The organism is Actinomadura sp. NTSP31, from assembly GCF_041951385.1.
Classification (GTDB): Bacteria; Actinomycetota; Actinomycetes; order Streptosporangiales; family Streptosporangiaceae; genus Spirillospora; species Spirillospora napierensis.
In genome coordinates this window covers 1-632 of the sequence record NZ_JBGNUT010000073.1, presented here as the reverse complement: position 1 = coordinate 632, position 632 = coordinate 1, and the positions used below count along the sequence as shown (strand labels likewise).

Annotated in this window: 1 protein-coding gene; it reads left to right on the top strand. The window is 67.1% G+C overall.

Annotated elements, in window-relative coordinates; genetic code table 11:
• Positions 1–613 (top strand): transposase family protein (locus tag ACA514_RS48240; protein ID WP_375048288.1); only part of this gene is annotated, 613 nt, incomplete at its 5' end.
• Positions 614–632: the final 19 nt, after the last annotated feature.

Below are 632 nucleotides of genomic sequence, written 5' to 3'. Positions count from 1 at the left end.
GACCTTCGCCGGCCTGGCGGCGGCGTTCGGCGTCGGTGCCGCGACCGCGCACCGCTACGTCACCGAGGTGATCGAACTGCTCGCCGACCTGGCTCCCGACCTGCGGCAGGCCATGCGGATCGCACAGCACAAGGCCTATGTCATCCTGGACGGCACGCTGGTGGCCACCGACCGACTGTCGGGCCAGAACGACCGGCTGTACTACTCGGGCAAACACCGCCGCCATGGCGTGAACGTCCAGTTCCTCACCGACCCGCATGGCGAGCTGATCTGGGCGTCGCCGGCCCTAGCGGGGTCCACCCATGATCTGACCGCCGCCCGCGAGCACGGCATCATCGACGCTCTGACGGCCCGAGCGATCGCCTGCTACGCCGACAAGGGGTATATCGGAGCGGGCGGCGCGGTCGGTACTCCCTACAAGCGCAAGAAGCATCGCCAGCTGGGGAAACGCAAGAAGTTGTTCAACCGGCACCACGCTAAGGTCCGCGCCTTGGGCGAGCGAGGCGCCGCTGCTCTCAAGGGCTGGCACATCTTGCGGAAGGCCCGCTGCTCACCCAGCCGCCTATCCGCCATCGTGCGGGCCATCCTCACCATCCATCACCAGGACCAATGAGGATGGAATCAGCTCAGTG